The sequence below is a fragment of the Pseudomonas sp. 203-8 genome (genome assembly GCF_020708595.1).
Taxonomy (GTDB): Bacteria; Pseudomonadota; Gammaproteobacteria; order Pseudomonadales; family Pseudomonadaceae; genus Pseudomonas; species Pseudomonas aeruginosa.
Map to the genome: position 1 here is coordinate 206822 of NZ_JAJFDF010000003.1, position 16915 is coordinate 223736.

Genomic DNA, 16915 nt, shown 5'->3' on the forward strand with positions numbered 1-16915 from the left:
TCAGACCTGCTTGGCGAGTTGCTGGAAACGGGCGCTTTCGATCTTCTCGATCTCTTCGGGCTGGACGTAGTAGTCGACGTCCTGGTTGTAGCTGCGCACGATGAAGGAGCCGATCATGCCGACGAAGCCGACCGCCATGAGCCACCAGATATGCCAGATGGCGGCGAAGCCGAAGACGAAGGCGAACACGGCGATGGAGAAGCCCGCGGCGGTGTTCTTCGGCATGTGGATCGGCTGGTAGGCCGGCAGCTTGCGGTAGGCGGTACCGGCCTTCTTCATGTCGTGGAAGGCATCCACGTCCTGTACCTTCGGCAGCTCGGCGAAGTTGTAGAACGGCGGCGGCGAGGAAGTGGCCCATTCCAGGGTGCGGCCTTCCCACGGGTCGCCATTGACGTCGGCCAGTTGCTTGCGGTTGCGGACCGAGACGAACAGCTGGATCAGTTGGCAGGCGATGCCGCAGAAGATCAGCACGGCGCCGAAGAACGCGACCACCAGGTAGGGCTTCCACAGCGGGTTGTCGTAGTGGTTCAGGCGACGGGTCATGCCCATGAAGCCGAGGATGTAGAGCGGCATGAAGGCCATGTAGAAGCCCACCAGCCAGCACCAGAAGGAACGCTTGCCCCACTTCTCGTCGAGGGTGAAGCCGAACGCTTTCGGGAACCAGAAGGCGAAGCCGGCCAGGTAGCCGAATACCGCGCCGCCGATGATGGTGTTGTGGAAGTGGGCGATCAGGAACAGGCTGTTGTGCAGCAGGAAGTCCGCGCCCGGGATGGCCAGCAGGACGCCGGTCATGCCGCCGATGGTGAAGGTCACCATGAAGCCCAGGGTCCACAGGATCGGCGTGCTGAAGCGCAGGCGGCCCTTGTAGATGGTGAACAGCCAGTTGAACAGCTTCACCCCGGTGGGGATCGAGATCAGCATGGTGGCCACGCCGAAGAAGCCGTTGACGTCACCGCCCGAACCCATGGTGAAGAAGTGGTGCAGCCACACGGTGAAGCCGAGGAAGGTGATCGCGGCGCTGGCCCAGACCATCGACTTGTAGCCGAACATGCGCTTGCCGGCGAAGGTCGCGGTGACCTCGGAGAAGATACCGAAGGCCGGCAGGATCAGGATGTACACCTCGGGATGGCCCCAGGCCCAGAAGAGGTTGATGTACATCATGGCGTTGCCGCCGAGCTCGTTGGTGAAGAAGTGCATGTCCAGGTAGCGGTCGAGCGACAGCAGGCCCAGCGCAGCGGTGAGGATCGGGAACGAGGCGACGATCAGGATGTTGGCGAAGGTGCAGGTCCAGGTGAAGATCGGCATCTGCATCAGCTTCATGCCCGGGGCACGCATCTTGAACACGGTGACCAGGAAGTTGATCCCCGTGAGCAACGTGCCCATCCCGGATATCTGTAGCGCCCAGATGTAGTAGTCCACCCCTACCCCGGGGCTATAGGCCAGCTCCGACAGCGGCGGATAGGCCACCCAGCCGGTACGGGCGAATTCGCCCAGGCCCAGCGACACGTTGACCAGCATGGCGCTGACCACGAGCAGCCAGAAGCTCAGCGAGTTGAGGAAGGGGAACGCCACGTCGCGCGCGCCGATCTGCAGCGGCACGGCCAGGTTCATCAGGCCGGTCATGAACGGCATGGCCATGAAGATGATCATGATCACGCCATGCGCGGTGAAGATCTGGTCGTAGTGCTCCGGCGGCAGGTAGCCGTGGTTGGCGCCTTCGGCCAGGGCCAACTGGCCGCGCATCATGATCGCGTCGGCGAAGCCGCGGACCAGCATGACCAGGGCGACGACGATGTACATCACGCCGATCTTCTTGTGGTCGACCGAGGTCAGCCACTCGGTCCACAGGTAGGTCCACTTGCGGTAGTAGGTGATCGCACCGACCACGCCGAGGCCCAGCAGGGCGACGACGGCCAGTGTGACCATGACGATGGGCTCGTGGTAAGGCACGGCCGAGAGTGTCAGTTTCCCGAACATCTGCGCTTACTCCTGGGTACTCGGTTGCATGTGCATGTCCTTCATGTCTTTCATGCCCTGCATGGCTTGCATGTCCATGTCCAGCATGTCGTGACCGGTCATGGCGGCTTCGTGCTCAGCCCCGGCGTGCTCGCCGTGCGCGGCACCCTTGGCGTCGCCGTGGTGCTCGTACTTGGTGAGGATGTGGCCGAACAGTTCCGGGCTGACCGAAGAGAAGTAGGTCGGCGGAACGTTCTCGCTCGGCTTGACCAGTTCCGGATAGGTGCCGATCGACAGGCTGGCCGGTGCCGCCTTGACCTTGGCGACCCAGTCCTGGAAGCCCTGCTCGGAGGTGGCGATGGCCTTGAAGCGCATGCCGGAGAAACCGCCGCCGCTGTAGTTCGCGGAGATACCGTCGAATACGCCTTCTTCGTTGGCGATCAGGTGCAGCTTGGTCATCATCCCGGCCATCGAGTAGATCTGGCTGCCCAGCTGCGGGATGAAGAACGAGTTCATCACCGAATCCGAGGTGATCTGGAAATTCACCGGGGTGTCTTTCGGGAAGGCGATCTCGTTGACCGTGGCGATACCCTGCTCCGGGTAGATGAACAACCACTTCCAGTCCAGCGAAACGGCCTGGATGGTGACCGGCTTGACCTCGGAGTCCAGCGGACGGTACGGGTCGAGCTTGTGGGTGCTTTCCCAGGTGATCCAGCCGAGGATCGCGATGATCACGCAGGGCACCAGCCAGACCACCGCCTCGATGCGGTTGGAGTGGTGCCAGTCCGGCTTGTACTCGGCCTGGGTATTCGAGGCGCGGTACTTCCAGGCGAATGCCAGGGTCATCACGATCACCGGGATGACCACGATCAGCATCAGCAGGGTCGCGGTAATGATCAGGGTGCGCTCGTCCATGCCCACCTGCCCTTTCGGGTTGAACAGGGTCATGTCGCAGCCGCCGAGCAGCAGCGCGGGCGCCAGGGAAAGCCATTTCAATGCGGCAAACGGGTTTGCTTTGGTCATCTTCCGGCCTTAATCGATGGAAGGAGCGAGTGGTCGCTCATGGATGTCTCCTTGCAAGGCTTGTGGCGGAGACCGCTGGCTTCAGCCAGTTCCAGACATGCAGTCGCCGCCGGGGTACGGAACGGCCATTGCCCGGCCACGGGAGAAGGCAAGCGGATACCTTTCCCGATTCCGGTGGCGGACTCGTTCCACGCGCTGAGTCGTTCCTTGATGAACAGCGTTTTCGAAGCTGTGCCGGAAGAGGCCAAGGGCGGCCAAGGCACGTGCATGCCTGGGCGAGAAGGATTGCCCTTCCCGCCGGGTGATCAGGTCGCAGTTATCGGTCGGCTATTTGTTGTGCAACAGGCAAGGCAGGAACCCATTTATCGCGATGCGGAGCAGAGACTCGCGCGACGCTCGTTGGACCGAAACTGAGCGTCAGTTATTACAATTCATTTCAGCTGAGGAGCCTATGACACATCTTGCAATAGACTTTCTCAAACATAGATAAAGTAGGGCTTTTACCTGCCTGCGACAGGTTGTCGCAGGCCATACCCTAGCACAACAGTTGGAATACGCGAATATTCTTCGCTTCGAGCAGCATAACGCAAGGAAATCGCCCCCGCGCCAGCATCGTGACCCGAGAGTCAGCGTCTATCGGCCTGCAACTGTACCCCTGCCGTTCGTCCAGATGCGCCAACTGTATCCGCCGCCGGGCCGGCGCTAACGCGCAGGCGCCAGAGCAGCGCGGCGGCCAGCAGGGCGCTGGCTCCGGCCACCAGCATAGCCAGACGGAAGCCCTCGGCCAGCGCGGCCGGCAGCTCGGCGTCGAGCCCCGCCAGGGAACCAGGCAAGCGATGGGCCGTGATCGCCTGGGTGGCGAGCCGTTGCGCATCGGCAATCCCCAGCTCCTCCAGCCGATCGCCCAGGACGACGATCGCCCGCCCGCTCAGCAGCGCTCCCAGCAACGCGATGCCGACGGCCATGCCGGCCTGGCGCAGGGTATTCATGGTCGCCGAGGCCATCCCGGAACGCTCGCGGGCCACGCTCGCCATGACCGCCAGACCGGTGCCGGGAACGGCCAGGCCCATGCCCAGGCCGAGCGCCACCAGCAACAGGCCGACCCAGGGATACGCGGTTCCCGTACCGCAAGCGGCCAGCGCCAGCATGGCCAGGCCGATCACCAGGTAGCCCAGCACCAGCAGGCGTCGCAGCGGTACGTGCCGCTGCAACCGGCCGAACAGCATGGACAGTGCGCCCATGGCGAGGAACTGCGGCGCCAGGTAGAAGCCGGCCTGCTGCGCCGAGGCACCCTGCACCTGCTGGAAGAACAGGGAGAGGAAGAACAGGCTGGCGTAGCCGGAAAAACCGAGGACGAACGAGGCCAGGTTGCAGACGGCGAACCCGGCCTGGCGGAACAACCCCAGGGGCAGCAGCGGTCGGGCGGTCCGCCGCTCGACGAAGAGGAAGCCAAGCAGGCCGACCCCGGCCAGGAGCAGCGCCGGCCAGGCCGTGGGAGACAACCAGCCGCCCTCTCCCGCGGCGATCAGGGCGTAGGTCAACGCTCCCAGCCAGACCACGCTGAGCAACTGCCCCAGGGGATCGAAGGCGGCGTGCTCGGGGTGCGCGGTTTCCTCGATGCCCCACAGGCCCAGGGCGAGCGCCAGCAGGCCGAGCGGCAGGTTGATCAGGAAGATGCTCTGCCAGCCGGCGTGCTCCACCAGCAGGCCGCCGAGCAGCGGGCCGAGGATCAGCGACAGCGCGCTGAAGGAGGTCCAGCCGCCGATCACCTGGGCGCGCTGGCCGGGATCGTGGAAAGCCTGGGTAAGGATCGACAGCGCGCCGGGTATCAACAGCGCCCCGGCGATGCCCTGGACCGCGCGTCCGAACAGCAGCAGCGGCAGCGAGGTGGCCAGCGCGCAGAGCAGCGAACCGAAGCTGAACAGGCCGACCCCGAGCAGCCAGGTGAGCTTGCGACCGTAGCGGTCGCTCAGCGGTCCGGAAGACAGCATGAAGGCGCTCAGGCACAGCGCATAGGCGTCGACCACCCACTGCAGGCCGGCCAGGTCGGTATCCAGGGCGTACTGCAGCGTCGGCAGGGCGAGGTTGACGATGCTGATGTCGAGCGAGGCGATGAAGGTTCCCAGGTAAATGGCGGCGACCAGGGCGACACGACGCGAAGGGTTCATGGAGTACTCCGATGAGAGGGCGCTGGCCCATGAATAATCCATTGACCGACGGTCAGTCAATAAATATCGCGAAACATTCTCATCTTCCTGTCATGCCTCGTCTTCCCCTCCACGCTCTTTTACACTGCGGCCAACCCAACCACCGGACCCGCGCTCCATGCCCGATCGCCACGCCGAACAGCCTGCCCGCCAACCGCGCACCAAGCCTGCGGAGGTTCGTCTCGAGGAACTGATGGCGGCGGCGCAGCAACTGTTCCTAGACAAGGGTGTGGACGCCACCACCATCAGCGACATCGTCGCTGCCGCGGGGGTCGCCAAGGGTACCTTCTATCACTACTTCCAAGCCAAGACCGACATCCTCCTGGCCCTGCGCGAGCGCTTCACCCAGGCTTTCCAGCAGCGCATCGCGAATGCCGTCGAGGCCTGTCCGGCGAACGACCATCCCGGCCGCCTGCGCGCCTGGACCGAGAGCGGCCTGGCGGGCTACCTGGAGGGCTACCGGCTGCACGATGTGGTCTACAGCGAGCACCATCACCACCAGCGCGGCAACCAGGAGCGCGACCGCGTGCTGGAGCAATTGGCGGAGCTACTGGAGAACGGCGCGGCGGCCGGCGCCTGGCCGCTGCGCAACCCACGGCTGAACGCCCTGCTGCTCTACTCCGGGCTGCATGGCGCCGCCGACGACGCCATCGCCGGCGGCCGCCTGGATACCCAGCCGCTGGCCGGCGAACTCGCCGATGCCTTCCTGCGCCTGCTCGGTGCCAGCGACTGAAGCAGGCTCAGCCGCAGAAGGTTTCCTGCAGGTGGCGCCAGTACAGCCGCCCTTCGTCGTCACGGTGCAGGACTACGGTGGACAGGCGCTCGCTGCGACCCGCCGCGTCGGACTGGATTTCCCGATAGGCCAGGGTCGCGCCATCCACGCCTGAAGCCAGCAGACTCTCGCCGTCGATCTCGATGCGCAGCCCAGGACGGGTGCCGCCCTTGCTGCGGAACAGCTCGCCCAGAGCAGTCTTGTCCAGGACCACGCCATGCGGCGTGACCATCGAGAAGTCCTCGGCGAAACGCGCCATCAACGCATCCAGCGCGTCAGCCCGTGAGTCGCCGGCCAGCCAGTCGCGGATCGCCACGTGGGCATGGTGGATTTCCCGGCGGTAGGCACAAGTCATGGTGTAGCTCCTTTCAGGTCTGGACCAGGGCGCGAACCCCGGCGGAATCGATACGCCTCACCCACGGCAGAGGCAATAGCGTGAAAGCGGCGGCGAACAGGAAGCAGTGGACGAAGGCCGCGGGGTCGGCCCGCGCCTGCAACAGGTTGAGCAACCCACCGAGCACGGCCATGCCCAGGCAGAACGCCAGTTGCCGATTGATGTTCCACAAGGCGCTGGCATGGCCCATGCGCGCCGCCGGGACGTCGAGCAAGGCCATGCCCTGTGCCGCGCTGCTACACAGGCTGCCGCCGAATCCCATGGTCGCGTAGGCCCCCGCCAGTTGCCAGAAGCCGCTCCCCTCCCCGCTTCGAGCCAGCCACAGCAGGCCGCCGGCCTGTATCGCCATGCCCGCCAGCAGCAAGGATTTCGGCCCCCAGCGATTGAAGCGTCGCCGGGTCAGGCCGATGGCCAGGCCGGCCGCCAGCGCCCAGGGCAGCATCAGCGCACCGGCACGGCTCGCGCTGAGGCCGAGGGGGCGTTGCAGATAGAGCATGGCGACCAGGTTGGCGCCCATGAAGGCTCCCGGCACGCAGAGATAGACCAGCATCGCCGTACGCAGCAATGGCGCCTCCAGCAAGCCAAGGTCGAGCAGCGCGTCGGTACGAGCGCGCCCGTCACGCCAGTAGCAGCAGCCCAGCACGCAGGCCAGCAGCGCCAGGAGCAGGCCACGCCCGCCGCCGCCGGGCGATCCCAGCCAGGCGAGCGCCACCAGCAGCGTGGCCAGCGCCGCCGAGCCGAGCAGCAGGCCGCGCAGGTCCAGGCGCTGCGCCGCATGCTTGTGCCTGGGCAGCCAGCGCATCGCCAGGGCCAGCACCAGCAGCGCCGGCGCCACGCTGGCGAAGAAGATCCCACGCCAGGACAGGCTGTCCACCAGCCAGCCGCCGAGGGCAGGCGCCACGGCGGGAACGATCAGCGCCACCAGCATCACCCGTGCGGTCAGGCCGGCCCGTGCCGACGCCGGGACATTCCGATAGGCCATGGCCTGGCCGAGGGGGATCAGCAACCCGCCGGCCAACCCCTGGCACAGGCGCCAGACGATCAACGTCGCCGCCGATCCAGCCAGGCCGCAACCCAGCGAAGCGCTGGCGAAACCGGCCAGTGCCAGCAGCATCAGTCGCCGTTCTCCCAGGCGCGAAGCGAGCCAGACGCTCAACGGAATCACCAGGGTCAAGCCGAGCAGGTAGGTGTTGCCGATCCACGCCAGGGTCGCCACCGAAGCGCCAAGGGAACGCCCGATGTCCGGGTAGGCGACGCTGGCGATGAAGATGTTCACCAGGTCCAGGGCGAACCCCAGCAGGTACAAAGTGGCCAGGCGGGACGGTTGATTCATGGGCGCTCCGGAGGTTTGCCGGGGAGCATAGCGAGGCGCTCGCGCTATCTGGAGAGGCTAATCGCGCATAGACTGTCAAATCGAATTTGACAATAGGGACGCCTTCCATGGTCAGCCTCGACCGCTTCGAAACCTTTCGCGCCGTGGTCGACTGCGGTTCCCTCAGCGCCGCCGCCGACACCCTCGGCCAGACGCGTGCGGTAGTCAGCTTCAACCTCAAGCGGCTGGAGGCCGAGCTGGGCGTTTCTCTGCTCAGCCGCAGCACCCGGCGGATGGCCCTGACCGATGCTGGCGAACGCTTCTACCAGCGCTGCGTGAAGGTGCTCGACGAGGCGCGCCTGGCCATCGACGACGCCCGCGCCGAGCATGGCGAACTGCGTGGCAGCCTGCGCGTCACCACCACCCAGGAATACGGCCTGCGCCAACTGGTGCCGGCCCTGCAGGCATTCGCCCGGCTGCACCCGGCGTTGCAGGTACAATTGTCGACCTCATCGCTGCATGCCGACCTGATTGGCGAACGCTTCGACGTCGCCATCCGCCTGGGGCGCCTGGAGGACTCCACCCACCATGCGGTGCAACTGGCCAGCTTCGAGGTCCTGGCGGTGGTCAGCCCGGCCTGCCTGGCGGCGCTCGGCGAACCGCCGCCGACCGACCTGGAGAGTCTGGAGCGCCTGCAGAATCTCGGTCACAGCCGGCTGGCGGACTCCCTGCCCTGGCAAGTACGCGCCCCCGACGGCGCCCTGCGCAGCTACCGCGGACCGCGCCATCCCATGCTGCTGGCCGACAACGCCGCGGCCCTGCGCGCCTTTGCCCTCGACGGCCTGGGTATCGCCGTGCTGCCGGACTGGCTGGTGCAGGCCGACTTGCGCTGCGGCGCACTGCAACGCCTGCTGGCGGACCACGGGTTTCCGCTCCAGGGCGTGCATGCCGTTTATCCGCCGACCCGCCACCTGCCGTCGAAGGTCCGCGCGTTCATCGACTTCCTCAAGACTCGCCTGGGGCACCCGGACGCCGGTTAGAAAACCGAGGCCGCCGCGGTTGCCCGCGGCGGCCTCGGCACAGACGTGGCTCAGTTACCCTGCGGCATCTCGCCGCGCGCCAGGCGCGCATTGATGTCGCGGACCACCGCCGGCAGCTCGGCGATGGTCTCGATCAGGTAGTGCGGACGCGAACCTTCGAACATCTGTTCGATACGCGTCCGCTCGCGCTCCAGTTCGGCCGCCGGCAGCGCCTTGTACTGCTCGTAGGTGAGGCCCAGGGCATTGCCCGAGCAGGTCAGCGCCACCGTCCACATCCCGGCGCGGCGCCCTTCGAGGATACCCGGCCAGGTGTCGTCGACCTTCACGCAGGCCGCCACATCGTCGATCCCCAGGGCGATCACGTTGGCCAGCGCCTGGGCCGGCCATGGCCGGCCGTTGGGCACTTCGTCGGTGGCCACCACGTGGTCGGCGACGTAACCGTTGGTCTCGGCCAGGGCTACCACCTTCTCCATCACCACCGCCGGATAACCGGAACAGGAACCGATCTTCAGGCCCATCCCGCGGAGTTCGGCGATCGCCTGCAGGGCGCCGGGGATCAGCGCCGAATGTTCGGCGATCTTTTCGATCTGCAGCGGCATGAAGCGCTCGTAGATGGCGGTGACATCGTCGTCGCTGGGCAGGCGGCCGAAGACGGCGCGGTAGCGCTCGGCGATCGCCGGGATGTCGCAGAGGGTGCGGATGTGGTCCCACTTGCCCATTCCCATCGGACCGCGCGCTTCCTCCAGGCTGACCTGGACGCCGAATTCGGCGAAAGCCTCGACGAAGATCTGGGTCGGCGCGAAGGAGCCGAAATCGACCACGGTTCCCGCCCAGTCGAGGATGGCGGCCTGGAGGGTGGCTGGCTGGTTGTAATTCATTGTCGTGAACCCTTTTCTGCTCGTTGTCGTTCAGTTCAGATCTCGAGGACTTCCAGTTCGCGCAGCGCCTCGCCGATGGCGGCGACCGCCTGCCGCATCTCCGCGGCGTCGACGTGGCCGATGCAGCCGACGCGGAAGGTTTCCACCTGGGTCAACTTGCCCGGATAGAGGATGAAGCCCTTCTCCCGCACGCGTTGGTAGAAGTCGGCGAAGCGGTAGCGCGGATCGCGCGGCGCGTGGAAGGTAACGATGATCGGCGCCTGGATTTCCGCCGGCAGGAAGCTGCGGAAACCGAGCCGGGCCATCTCGCCGAGCAGCGTTTCGCAATTGCTCGCGTAGCGCCGCTGGCGCGCCGGCAGGCCGCCCTCCTCTTCGTACTGGCTGAGCGCTTCGTGCAGGGCGGCGACCACATGGGTCGGCGGGGTGAAGCGCCACTGCCCGGTCTTGCGCATATAGGCGTGCTGGTCCTGCAGGTCCATGGCCAGGGAGTGGCAGTTGCCGGCGCTGGCTTCCAGGGCGGCGCTGCGGGCGAAGACGAAGCCCATCCCGGGGACGCCCTCCAGGCACTTGCCGGAGGCGGCGATCAAGGCATCGAACGGAACTTTCCGGGCATCGATCCCGATCGCCCCGAAGGAGCTCATGGCATCGACGATCAGGCGCTTGCCGTGACGCTCGACGACCTTGGCGATGGCCTCGAGCGGATTGAGGATGCCGGTGCTGGTCTCGCAGTGGATCAGCGCCACATGGCTGATCGCCGGATCGGCGGCCAGCAGACGCTCGACGTCAGCGGCGGTGGTCGGCACGTTCTCTTCGGTCTCGAAGGTGCTGAAGGGCCGTTGCAGAACCTCGCAGATCTTCGCCAGGCGCTTGCCGTAGGCACCGTTGATCAACACCAGGACCTTGCCGTCGCGCGGCACCAGGGTGCCGATCGCCGCTTCCACGGCGAAGGTGCCGCTGCCCTGCAACGGTACGCAGGTGTGGCTGCCTTCGCCGCCTACGATCTTCAGCAGGCGCTGGCAGACGCTGGCGGTGAGTTCGTTGAAATCGCTGTCCCAGGAGCCCCAGTCGACCATCATCGCCCGACGGGTACGGTAGGAGGTGGTCAGCGGACCGGGGGTCAGCAGGATGGGTGCGCGTTCGGCAGTGCTCATGCTCATTTCCTCTGCGGGAATCGGCCAAAGAAACCGGATCGGGCTTCGCGGTCCGGGCGGTCGTTCCGCGCCGGCGTTCCAGGGAAGCCTGGAGACATAAGGTGAGCGCCGCGCTACTATCGTTCAAATTGTTTGTTCCGATGCCAGCCATAAGCCAGGCCGATACCATGAATCTCTTCCAGCTCCGCGCCTTCGACGCCGTCGCCCGCGAAGGCAGTTTCACCCGCGCCGCCGAGCGCCTGTGCATCAGCCAGCCGGCGGTGACCGGACACGTCAAGGCACTCGAGGAGCACTACCAGGTCACCCTGTTCCGGCGCACCGCCCGGCGCATCGAACTGACCGAGGAGGGCTCGCGCCTAGTGGCGATCACGCGCACCCTGTTCGCCCTGGAGGAAGAAGCCGAGGCCCTGCTCGACGCCAATCGACAATTGGTCTCCGGCCGCCTCGAAGTCGCCGCCGACGGCCCGCACCTGGTGATGCCGATGCTCGCCCGGCTGCGCGCGAGCTATCCGGGAATCACCGTCAACCTGCGTCTGGGCAACGCCCAGGAGACCCTCGCGGCGCTGCTCAGCGAACACGTCGACGTCGCCGTGCTGACCGAGGTCGAGGCGCGTCCCGGGCTGTTCCTGGAGGAGTTGGTGAATTCGCGCATCTGCGCCCTGTTGCCTCGCCAGCATCCCTGGTGCGAACGCAACGAAGGCGTACCGCTGGAAGAGCTCGACCAGCAGATCATGGTGCTGCGCGAACCCGGTTCGATCACCCGCCGCACCTTCGACCGCGCCTGTGCCGAGCAGGGCGTGCAGCCACGGGTGCTGCTGGAGCTGGACAGCCGGGAAGCGGTGACCGAAGCGGTGGCCGCCGAACTGGGCGTCGGCGTGGTGTCTTCCCTGGAGGTCGGCAACGATCCGCGGGTTCGCGCGGTGCCGCTGGTCGGTCCCGAGCTGACCAACCGCCACCTGATCGGCTGCCTGGAGAAGCGCCGCGGCCTGCGGGTGATCAGGGCATTCCTGGAACTGGCGGCGGCCTGAGTCGCGCCTCAGCTCCAGTGACGCTCGCGGGTGCGGCGGTCTTCGCCGAAGCCGAACAGCGAGGCCAGCGAATACACGATCAGCTCGGCGATCCAGGCGACCAGCAAGGCGCAGCCCAGGCCCCAGGCGATCACCTCGGGCTTGAGCAGGACCTGGTAGCTGTAGCTGGCATAGGTTTCCATCAGCAACTCATGGTTCGGTGCGCGCAGCATGTGCCAGGCGCGGGCGTACCAGGGACCCTGCATGGCCTGCCACTCAGCGTCGAGCATGCGCGCGCGACGCATCAGGCGGTCGAGGTTCTCGCCGTCGCGCTGGAACACCGGATCGCTGTTGCTGCGGTAATGCCTGACCAGTTCCTCCAGGCTACCGTTGAAGAACTGCCCGGCGGTCTGCTGGAAGCCCTGGATGTTCTGCGCGGCCTCCAGGCGATGGGCGTCGACGCGCTTGGCGTAGTCGTCGATGAAACCGGGCACCTGCACCCCGAGCAGCAGGCCCAGGGTGAACAGCAGCAGTCTCAGGTAACTGCGGAACATGCGCTCTCCTCGTTCACGGCGGCGATTCAGACCCGCCCCTTGGCCAACACCTCGCCGCCCCACCAGAGGACCCACTCGCCGCTCTGCTGCAAGGTCCAGTTCTCGTTGTCGGTGAGCGGCTCGGTGGCGATCACCGTGACCACATCGTCCGGCGTGGTTTCCGCATGGAAGTCCACGGTCAGGTCGGCATCCTTCAACCGCGCCGGGCCGAATGGCGCACGGCGGGTAATGTAGGCGAGTTTGCTGGAGCAGAAGGTGAACAGCCAGTCGCCGTCGCTGATCAGGGCATTGAACACACCTTTCTTGCGATATTCGTCACAGGCCGAGATCAGCACCGGCAACAGCACCTCCACCGGCACCGGCTCGGGGAAAGCCCGGCGCACGCGGTTCAGCAGGTCGCAGAAGGCCGCCTCGCTGTCGGTCTCGCCGACCGGGCGGTAGAAACCGGGCTTGGGCTGGAAGTCGGCCAGTTGGCCATTGTGCGCGAAGGTCCAGTAGCGCCCACCGAGTTCGCGGATGAAGGGGTGGGTGTTGCTCAGCCCGACCTTGCCGACGTTGGCCTGGCGGATGTGCCCGATGACCGTCTCGCTCTTGATCGGGAAGCGCTGCACCAGCCGCGCCACCTCCGAATCGACGCTCGCCAGCGGGTCCTGGAACAGCCGCACGCCGCGTCCTTCGTAGAAGGCGATGCCCCAACCGTCGCGGTGCGGGCCGGTACCGCCGCCGCGCTGCATCAGTCCGGTGAAGCTGAAGACGATGTCCGTCGGGACGTTGGCGCTCATGCCCAATAGTTCACACATGGCTCAAACCTCCCTGAGCAAGGCTGTACGTAGTAGTTCTCGTTCCCGCTGCAGACGCGCCTGCAGGCTCGCGCGACCGACCGGCAGGAAACGGGTCAGGGCGCGCCAGAGCAGTCGCGGCAGGTCGCCGCGACGCCGGGGAATCAGGTGCAGATGCAGGTGCGCCACGTGCTGGTTGGCCGCCACGCCATCGTTGAGCAACAGGTTGATGCCTTCCACGCCGAAACCGGCCCGGCGCAATGCGCGACCGATACGCTCGGCGAGCGCCAGGAGGGCGTCGCGGGCGGCGGCGGAAAGATCGCTCAGGTGCGGGGCGTGCTCGCGGGCTACGATCAGCACGTGCGCCGGTCGCAGCGGAAAGATGTCCAGCAGGACGATGAAATGCTCGTCCTCGAAGAGTCTGTGCGCCGGCTCGCGGCCACCCGCTATGGCGCAGAACACGCAATCCATGGGAAATCCCGACATAGGCCTCGCCTCATGCTGAACGCCTGCCGGGCGTAGCGCAAGAATGGATTTCGTCGCGAAAGGCTACAGGCGCGGCTCGATGCGCATGCGCCGGTCGCCGTGCTCGTCGGTGCGGGTGTCGACGTCCGGCATCAACTCGGGCTGCAACATCTGCCGCAGGGTCGGCTCGTCCTCGGCGTCCTGCGACGGATGCCGACGATTCTTCCAGGCCCGCTCCAGCGGCCAGCGGATGGCGGCGATCAGCAGGTACAGGCCGAAACCGAGCAGCGCCACCAGGGCCAGGTCAGAGACCGCGCGCCAGGCGTTGTTGCCGACCTTGAACACGACATCCAGCGCGGTGATGGCGATGGCCGGGGCGTAGAGGTCGTTCTGCGGGTCCACCGGAGTCGGCGTGAACAGCAGGATGAAGACGATCAGCCGCAGGGGTTCGCGCAGCCAGCGCCACATCCAGCCGGTCATCAGCCAGAACACCAGCATCAGACCAAGTCCGGCGATGGCGTAGGCGCCCCAGGCGATCAGATAGTCTTGTTCATTCATGCGGCGTGCGTGGCGATAGCGGTGATGGGGGGCTTATGATAGCCGCTTTTGCATGCCGACGCGCCTACCCACCGATGGCGGGCGCCGCGCCGCCAGTTTTATTCAGATTTCCCGGCCTCGCGCATGGCCGGATCGACGAGGATTCCCGATGCCCCATCCGCAGCCCCCCATCGCCCGCCGCGACGCCGGAAGCGACCCCTACGCCTGGCTGGAGGAGCGCGACGCCCCGGAGGTGCTCGACTACCTGAAGGCCGAGAACGCCTACCTGGATAGCGAACTGGCCGACCAGGCCGGGTTGCGCGAGACCCTGTTCGAGGAGATCAGGGGACGCATCCGCGAGACCGACCTGTCGTTGCCCAGTCCGTGGGGTCCGTGGCTGTACTACCAGCGCACCACCGCCGGCGACGAATACCCGCGCCACTACCGCTGCCCACGTCCGGAGGACGGCAGCCTGGCGGTCGACGAAGGCGCCGAGCAACTGTTGCTCGATCCCAACCAGTTGGCCGACGGCGGCTTCCTCTCCCTCGGCGCCTTCAGCATCAGCCCCGACCAGAGCCTGCTGGCCTACAGCCTGGACACCAGCGGCGACGAGATCTACCGCCTGTTCGTCAAGGATCTCGCCAGCGGCGCGGTGCAGGCCCTGCCCTTCGAGGACTGCGACGGCAGCCTGACCTGGGCCAACGACAACCGCACGCTGTTCTTCGGTGAACTGGATGACACCCACCGCCCGCACAAGCTCTATCGCCACCGCCTGGGCGAGGCCGGCGCCGAGCTGGTGTTCGAGGAAGGCGACGGGCGCTTCTTCCTGCACTGCTACCGCTCCAGCTCGGAACGCCAGCTGATCCTCCTGCTCAACAGCAAGACCACCAGCGAGGCCTGGGTGCTCGACGCCGACCAGCCGCAGGGAACGTTCCGTTGCCTGGCGCCGCGCGAGGAAGGCCACGAGTACTACCCCGACCACGGTCGCCTCGACGGCCGGGGCCTGTGGCTGATCCGCAGCAACCAGGCGGGGATCAACTTCGCCCTCTACCAGGCCGAGGAGCCGCGGTCGACTCGCGAGCACTGGCAACTGCGCGTGGCCCACGACCCGCAGCGGACCCTGGAAGATGTCAGCCTGAACGCCGAGGCGGTGATCCTCGGCCTGCGCGATGGCGGCCTGCCGGTTATCGAGGTGCAACCGCAGGGCCTGCCGGCCTACCGCGTGCAGTTGCCGGACGCCGCCTACAGCCTCTACGTGCAGGACAGCCTGGAATTCGACAGCCCCTGCGTGCGACTGCGCTACGAGGCCCTGAACCGTCCGGCGCAGGTACGCCAGCTGAACCTCGCCGATGGCACGCAGACCGTCCTCAAGCAGACCCCGGTGGAAGGCCCCTTCGACGCCGACGCCTACGCCAGCCGGCGCATCTGGGCCAGCAGCGGCGACGGCACGCAGGTGCCGGTCAGCCTGGTGGCGCGCAAGGAAGTCCTCGACGGCATCGCCGCCGGGCGCCCCGCGCCGCTCTATCTCTATGGCTACGGCGCCTACGGGCATAGCCTCGATCCCTGGTTCTCCCACGCCCGCCTGAGCCTGCTCGAACGCGGCTTCGTCTTCGCCATCGCCCATGTCCGTGGCGGCGGCGAACTGGGCGAAGCCTGGTACCGGGCCGGCAAGCTGGAACACAAGCAGAACAGCTTCGACGACTTCATCGCCTGCGCCGAGCACCTGCTCGCCGAGGGCTACTGCCGTCCCGAGGGTCTCGCCATCAGCGGCGGCAGCGCCGGCGGGCTGTTGATCGGCGCGGTGCTCAACCAGCGCCCGCAACTGTTCGGCGCGGCCATCGCCGAGGTGCCTTTCGTCGACGTGCTGAACAGCATGCTCAATCCGGACCTGCCGCTGACCGTCACCGAATACGATGAGTGGGGCAACCCGCAGGAGCCCGAGGTGCATGCGCGGATCGCCGCCTACGCGCCCTACGAGAACGTCAGGGCCCAGGACTACCCGCACCTGCTGGTGGTCGCCGGCTACAACGACAGCCGCGTGCAGTACTGGGAAGCCGCCAAGTGGGTGGCGAAACTGCGGGCGACCAGGACCGACGCCAACCTGCTGCTGCTCAAGACCGACCTCGGCGCCGGCCACGGCGGCATGAGCGGCCGCTACCAGGGGCTGAAGGACGTGGCGCTGGAATACGCCTTCCTGCTCAAGGTCCTCGGCCTGGTATGACCACCGCGGGGGCCGGCGACGCCGGCCTTCCGCCACGAAAAAGGGAACCTTCGTGAAACGACGCTTCTGGCCCGCCATGGGCCTGCTCGCCGCGATCATGCTGGCCGTCTACCTGGCGAATCCGTTCGGCACCGCCAGTCTCGACCCGCGCGCACGGCTCCTCGGCGTGGCGCTGTACAAGATCCCTTCGCGCTCGATGGAACCGACCTTGCAACAGGGCGACTTCATCCTCGCCAACGCCGCGCGCTACGCCTTCGCCGACCCGCAGGTCGGCGACCTGGTGGTGTTCCGCTTCCCGCCGCAGCGCAGCATCGCCTATGTGAAGCGCATCGCCGGGATACCCGGCGATCGCGTGCGGATCGATGGCGGCCGGCTCTACGTCAATGAGCGCCCGGTGACGGAGCCCTACCTGGCGCAACAGGCGCTGCGCCAGCCGGACTCCCTGCGCATGGCCGAGCGGACCGTCCCCGCCGGCCAATACTTCATGCTCGGCGACAACCGCGACAACTCCAACGACAGCCGCTACTGGGGCTACGTACCGCGCGCCGACCTGGTCGGCCGGGTGTTCGCCGTCTGGTATGCCGAGGACACCCGGCGCATCGGTTCGGTGCGCTGACGC

At 66.6% G+C, this 16915-nt stretch carries 16 protein-coding genes; 5 read left to right on the plus strand and 11 right to left on the minus strand.

Going from position 1 to position 16915, the window contains the following annotated elements:
• The 3 genes from cyoB to LJF27_RS07745 all read right to left on the minus strand — a co-directional run bounded on the left by cyoB (nt 1) and on the right by LJF27_RS07745 (nt 5147).
• Nucleotides 1-1977, minus strand: a complete 1977-nt coding sequence (cyoB, locus tag LJF27_RS07735) for a cytochrome o ubiquinol oxidase subunit I (protein WP_003082705.1) — start codon at nt 1975-1977, stop codon at nt 1-3.
• Between the two features lie 6 nt (nt 1978-1983).
• A complete protein-coding gene (gene cyoA / locus LJF27_RS07740; RefSeq protein WP_023085060.1) occupies nt 1984-2979 on the minus strand; it encodes a ubiquinol oxidase subunit II in 996 nt (331 codons plus the stop codon).
• Nucleotides 2980-3605: 626 nt separating this feature from the next.
• Nucleotides 3606-5147 carry an MFS transporter gene (locus LJF27_RS07745; protein WP_003082699.1) on the minus strand — a complete coding sequence of 514 codons (1542 nt, stop codon included), beginning with the start codon at nt 5145-5147 and terminating at the stop codon, nt 3606-3608.
• A 157-nt stretch (nt 5148-5304) separates the two neighbouring features.
• Between LJF27_RS07745 and LJF27_RS07750 the strand changes: the two genes are divergently transcribed.
• Nucleotides 5305-5919, plus strand: coding sequence for a TetR/AcrR family transcriptional regulator (locus LJF27_RS07750; RefSeq protein ID WP_003082696.1), 615 nt, complete (start codon nt 5305-5307; stop codon nt 5917-5919).
• 7 nt (nt 5920-5926) lie between these two features.
• Here the strand turns inward: LJF27_RS07750 and LJF27_RS07755 are convergent, their stop codons facing one another.
• Together LJF27_RS07755 and LJF27_RS07760 are read right to left on the minus strand one after the other, a co-directional pair.
• Nucleotides 5927-6313 carry a DUF4440 domain-containing protein gene (locus LJF27_RS07755; protein ID WP_003082694.1) on the minus strand — a complete coding sequence of 129 codons (387 nt, stop codon included), beginning with the start codon at nt 6311-6313 and terminating at the stop codon, nt 5927-5929.
• 13 nt (nt 6314-6326) lie between these two features.
• On the minus strand, nt 6327-7685 hold the full coding sequence (locus tag LJF27_RS07760; protein WP_023085059.1) for an MDR family MFS transporter: 1359 nt from the start codon (nt 7683-7685) through the stop codon (nt 6327-6329).
• 107 nt (nt 7686-7792) lie between these two features.
• Between LJF27_RS07760 and LJF27_RS07765 the strand changes: the two genes are divergently transcribed.
• Complete coding sequence (locus tag LJF27_RS07765) at nt 7793-8704, plus strand: LysR family transcriptional regulator (protein WP_023089941.1); 912 nt, start codon at nt 7793-7795, stop codon at nt 8702-8704.
• A gap of 50 nt (nt 8705-8754) precedes the next feature.
• Here the strand turns inward: LJF27_RS07765 and phnX are convergent, their stop codons facing one another.
• Both phnX and phnW read right to left on the minus strand, forming a co-directional pair.
• Complete coding sequence (gene phnX / locus LJF27_RS07770; RefSeq protein WP_003100114.1) at nt 8755-9582, minus strand: phosphonoacetaldehyde hydrolase; 828 nt, start codon at nt 9580-9582, stop codon at nt 8755-8757.
• Between the two features lie 35 nt (nt 9583-9617).
• Nucleotides 9618-10733 (minus strand): 2-aminoethylphosphonate--pyruvate transaminase, encoded by a 1116-nt coding sequence (phnW, locus tag LJF27_RS07775; RefSeq protein ID WP_003086851.1) that lies wholly within the window; start codon nt 10731-10733, stop codon nt 9618-9620.
• A gap of 167 nt (nt 10734-10900) precedes the next feature.
• Between phnW and LJF27_RS07780 the strand changes: the two genes are divergently transcribed.
• Complete coding sequence (locus LJF27_RS07780; RefSeq protein WP_003082684.1) at nt 10901-11761, plus strand: LysR substrate-binding domain-containing protein; 861 nt, start codon at nt 10901-10903, stop codon at nt 11759-11761.
• A gap of 8 nt (nt 11762-11769) precedes the next feature.
• On the opposite strand, the gene LJF27_RS07785 is transcribed toward LJF27_RS07780, so the two are convergent.
• The 4 genes from LJF27_RS07785 to LJF27_RS07800 all read right to left on the minus strand — a co-directional run bounded on the left by LJF27_RS07785 (nt 11770) and on the right by LJF27_RS07800 (nt 14096).
• On the minus strand, nt 11770-12294 hold the full coding sequence (locus tag LJF27_RS07785; RefSeq protein WP_003082681.1) for a DUF2937 family protein: 525 nt from the start codon (nt 12292-12294) through the stop codon (nt 11770-11772).
• A gap of 26 nt (nt 12295-12320) precedes the next feature.
• On the minus strand, nt 12321-13094 hold the full coding sequence (locus LJF27_RS07790; protein ID WP_003082680.1) for a class II glutamine amidotransferase: 774 nt from the start codon (nt 13092-13094) through the stop codon (nt 12321-12323).
• A 3-nt stretch (nt 13095-13097) separates the two neighbouring features.
• Complete coding sequence (locus tag LJF27_RS07795; protein ID WP_003082677.1) at nt 13098-13559, minus strand: HIT family protein; 462 nt, start codon at nt 13557-13559, stop codon at nt 13098-13100.
• Between the two features lie 63 nt (nt 13560-13622).
• Entirely contained in the window at nt 13623-14096 is a 474-nt protein-coding gene (locus tag LJF27_RS07800; RefSeq protein WP_003082675.1) for a hypothetical protein, read from the minus strand.
• 148 nt (nt 14097-14244) lie between these two features.
• Here LJF27_RS07800 and LJF27_RS07805 point away from each other — a divergent pair, with 148 nt between their 5' ends.
• Both LJF27_RS07805 and lepB read left to right on the plus strand, forming a co-directional pair.
• Nucleotides 14245-16296, plus strand: a complete 2052-nt coding sequence (locus tag LJF27_RS07805; protein ID WP_003082674.1) for a S9 family peptidase — start codon at nt 14245-14247, stop codon at nt 16294-16296.
• Nucleotides 16297-16372: 76 nt separating this feature from the next.
• Entirely contained in the window at nt 16373-16912 is a 540-nt protein-coding gene (gene lepB, locus LJF27_RS07810) for a signal peptidase I (protein ID WP_003082673.1), read from the plus strand.
• The last annotated feature ends 3 nt before the right edge of the window (nt 16913-16915 follow it).